A 3,334-nucleotide genomic window follows, 5' to 3' on the forward strand; every position below is an offset into this window, starting at 1 on the left:
CAAAAGGAACAAGTAAACGCCCGAAAGATACGAACCAACTTGCGAAGCTGATAGCAGATATTGCTACAGGTGAGAAAGAAGATAACGCTGCACTCACAGATGGTAAAAACCCTGCCGCTGTCGCACTAGGTCGTTTGGGTGGTCAGAAAGGGGGAAAGGCTAGAGCGGACAAGCTAACTCCTGCAAAACGCAAGGAAATAGCTAAGAAAGCTGCTGCGAAAAGATGGGAGAAATAACTATTGAAATATCTTAGTTTGGTATGCAATGCCGTATTTAGCACAATAGTCAAATTCAAACCTTTCCCAATCGCTATACCCAATGATCATCATTGAAAAGTCGTTAATAAAATCATCCAAGATGTCTTGTCCTTCTTTGTTTAAAAACTGAAAATTCTTGAATTTTCTTAGGCAATAGGCAATGTATGGATTTTCTTTTTCAAGGTATCTAAGAACGTCGGGGGTAAAACGGCTGTAAATCAGTCTTTTTGTTATTAATGCAACCTCTCTTCGTTTTACAAATACTTTATGCTCTTCTTCCGGCCACCCCTTGACCCTGTAGATGTCTCTGTAATAACTTGTACTCTTATAACCAAAGTGTGGTTTGTAAGGTTGCCTTATTGACGCCACTACATCTTTTATTTGTTTTCTTGATGTGGTGCCACCACCAGTTAGGTGGATAATTTCTTCATCCTTTTTTCGATTTCGCTCCTTATGTTGTTCGGGCGTTAATGCTTCTGTCCCTAGAAAGATCTGCTCCTGTACCTGTTGGGGCGTTAGTTTTTCTGTTTCAGTAATAATGAGATTTTTTAGTTCATCTCTGTCGTTCTTTTTCATTCTCCCTATTTTTAGTTATAGATTTCAAGTTTCAATTTTTTAACTGTTTCATCAATAGATGTTACTTTTTCCCAAGTCGGGTCAAGCCTGTAAATTGCCTTTCTTATTTCAGGCATTTGCTTTCTTGCTCTTGGCCATGCCATCCTATCAATTGCACCATTTTCAAAGGCGTAATAAGCATATATAACGCTCGGATGAATGTTATTGTTCTTTGCTACTTCGTCCACATATTCTTTATCTCTTAGGTATGGCTTTATTTCTTCGAGCTTAGCAGCAGAGAATAAATATTCGTGTGCAAAATTGTCCGCATCTGCCTCCTTTTCATCCAGGGTAAGCATTGCTGTGGGGTCTTCTGATATGTGATAGCTACCCCCTTTAATTTCATCCCAATCAAATAACACGTGGTACAATTCATGTATCAAGCAATGCCATAGGGTAGGATAAAATCCCCTGTAGTCTGTTAGCGCAATACAAGGCTGCTCATTAACTGGGAATGTTGCACCTCGTAAGTGTAGAGAAGATAATGATGGCTGAAAAACTACGGTAATACCTAACTTGTAGAGTGCTTTTATAACATTGATTAAGCCATATTCAACATTTGTAGTGTTCCACCTTATTTGCGGAAAATATTTTATTAGAGACTGCCTATCGTAGAAATACGGGTTATCTATTTTAGTGGCCATGTTCTTCACGGCAGTAAGCCAAAATTCACGTGTAGTTGTATTCTGTGGAACAAATGCACCAGCGCTGAAAGCTGCATCAAACATTCTCTTTTTATAGTCAAAAATTGATTTAAGTCCTAAGAAAGAAGTTATACGTTGTTCAATTGCTTCAAAGTCTGTTACGTCCTTTATAAAACCTGATTTTTTCAGTACAACCAAATCAAAATTCTCCCTGATAAACTTTTTGCTGTTGGTTTCGTTTTCCTTGGGCTTATTTCCTTCCAATTGAGATATGTGTAACTTAATTAGTTCTTCTGTGGGAACATTCAAAAACACAGCCAGCTTATGAAGGTTGCCCATGTTTGCCCGTTTCTGTGTGCCATCAAGAATGCCTATAAGCGTTTTACGTTCGAGTTGCAGCATTTTCAATGCAGCAGTTTGGTTAACACCTAATTCATGCAACCTCTTTTCAAACATATCCCTAAGGGTGGGTTGAAGCCCTCTTAGTATCTCGTCTATTTCACTAAATCTATTTGGCTTGTTGTTATCCATTTTTACAAAAAGGTAAATTTACCTCACAAATTTAAATGGAAAATTCAACAACTACAATACATTTGCAAATAAAAAAGGTAAATTTACCTAAATAAAAAACAAACTGAACAAAATGCTTGACCGTTCAAGAAATTAGTTTATCTTTACATCACAATCGTAAGCCATGAACAAGTTACCAATTGAAAAACGCAAACAAATAGTAAACCTCTTAGTTGAAGGCAGTTCACTTCGTGCTATCTCTCGTATATGTGATGTGTCTATCAATACCGTAACTAAATTGCTTGTTGACATTGGTAAGGCATGTGAAAAGTTCCACGATGAAAAGGTGCGTAACGTAACTGCTAGCCGCATACAGGCAGATGAAATCTGGTCGTTTGTGGCAATGAAGGAAAAGACCGCAACGCGTTTAGGAATTGATGAAGATGGCATTGGTGACGTGTGGACATGGACGGGCATTGATGCCGATACTAAACTTATCATCTCTTGGTATGTTGGCAACCGTGATGCAGTATCAGCAAATGAATTTATGCTTGATGTTGCAAGCAGGTTGAAGAACCGCGTTCAGCTTACTACAGACGGCCATAAGGCATATTTAAAGGCCGTTGAAAATGCTTTTGATGGTGAGATAGACTTTGCGCAATTGGTGAAGATATACGGCAATGTAGAAGGGTCAGGCAACGACAGGCGTTACAGTCCCGTTGAGTGCATAGGCTCCGAGAAACATATAGTAGAGGGTCGCCCCGATGAGAAGCATATCAGCACTTCATACGTTGAACGCCAAAACCTCACAATGCGTATGCACATGAGGCGTTTTACAAGGCTTACAAATGCCTTTTCTAAGAAGGTTGAAAATCACGCTTACGCTATCGCCTTGCATTTCGTTTATTACAACTTCTGCAAGGTTCATAAGTCACTAAGGGTGACACCAGCAATGGAAGCGAAATTGGCAACTAGACCCATGACAATAGAGGACATTTGCAATCTCGCACCAATAGAGGCTCCAAAGAAGAGAGGGCCATACAAGACGAAGAAAACAGAGGGAGCCGAATAGCTCCCTTTTTTGTTATCTTTAGGAAAACAATGTATAATGAAAGATAAAGCTATTCAGCAGTACAAACAAGATGTGAATAAAATTTGGGTGATGGGTTTGCCGTGGCTTCCTGATGGGGTAAAAATTACCGTCAATGACGCCGATAAATACACCAAAATGAAGAACGATATTATGGACAAGATGCTTGCGGTTCCAGCACCGTTACTTAGCGAAGCAGACAAGCTAGGCGTCTGGGC

5 protein-coding genes are annotated in these 3,334 nt (G+C 39.5%); 3 read left to right on the top strand and 2 right to left on the bottom strand.

What is annotated here, in order from left to right; all coding sequences use genetic code 11:
- Positions 1-236, top strand: a 236-nt coding sequence (locus ABD843_RS16325; protein WP_345085651.1) for a hypothetical protein, incomplete at its 5' end; no start/stop codon positions are given.
- Here ABD843_RS16325 and ABD843_RS16330 read toward each other — a convergent pair.
- Positions 237-833, bottom strand: coding sequence for a P63C domain-containing protein (locus ABD843_RS16330; RefSeq protein ID WP_345085654.1), 597 nt, complete (start codon positions 831-833; stop codon positions 237-239).
- Positions 834-844: 11 nt separating this feature from the next.
- Positions 845-2,047, bottom strand: a complete 1,203-nt coding sequence (locus ABD843_RS16335; protein WP_345085657.1) for an ImmA/IrrE family metallo-endopeptidase — start codon at positions 2,045-2,047, stop codon at positions 845-847.
- 163 nt (positions 2,048-2,210) lie between these two features.
- On the opposite strand from ABD843_RS16335, the gene ABD843_RS16340 reads away from it, so the two are divergent.
- Together ABD843_RS16340 and ABD843_RS16345 are read left to right on the top strand one after the other, a co-directional pair.
- Complete coding sequence (locus ABD843_RS16340; RefSeq protein ID WP_345085660.1) at positions 2,211-3,098, top strand: IS1 family transposase; 888 nt, start codon at positions 2,211-2,213, stop codon at positions 3,096-3,098.
- Positions 3,099-3,134: 36 nt separating this feature from the next.
- A partial coding sequence (locus tag ABD843_RS16345) for a hypothetical protein (RefSeq protein WP_345085663.1) occupies positions 3,135-3,334 on the top strand: 200 nt, incomplete at its 3' end.

Origin of the sequence: Nemorincola caseinilytica (assembly GCF_039540515.1) — a bacterium.
GTDB lineage: Bacteria > Bacteroidota > Bacteroidia > Chitinophagales > Chitinophagaceae > Nemorincola > Nemorincola caseinilytica.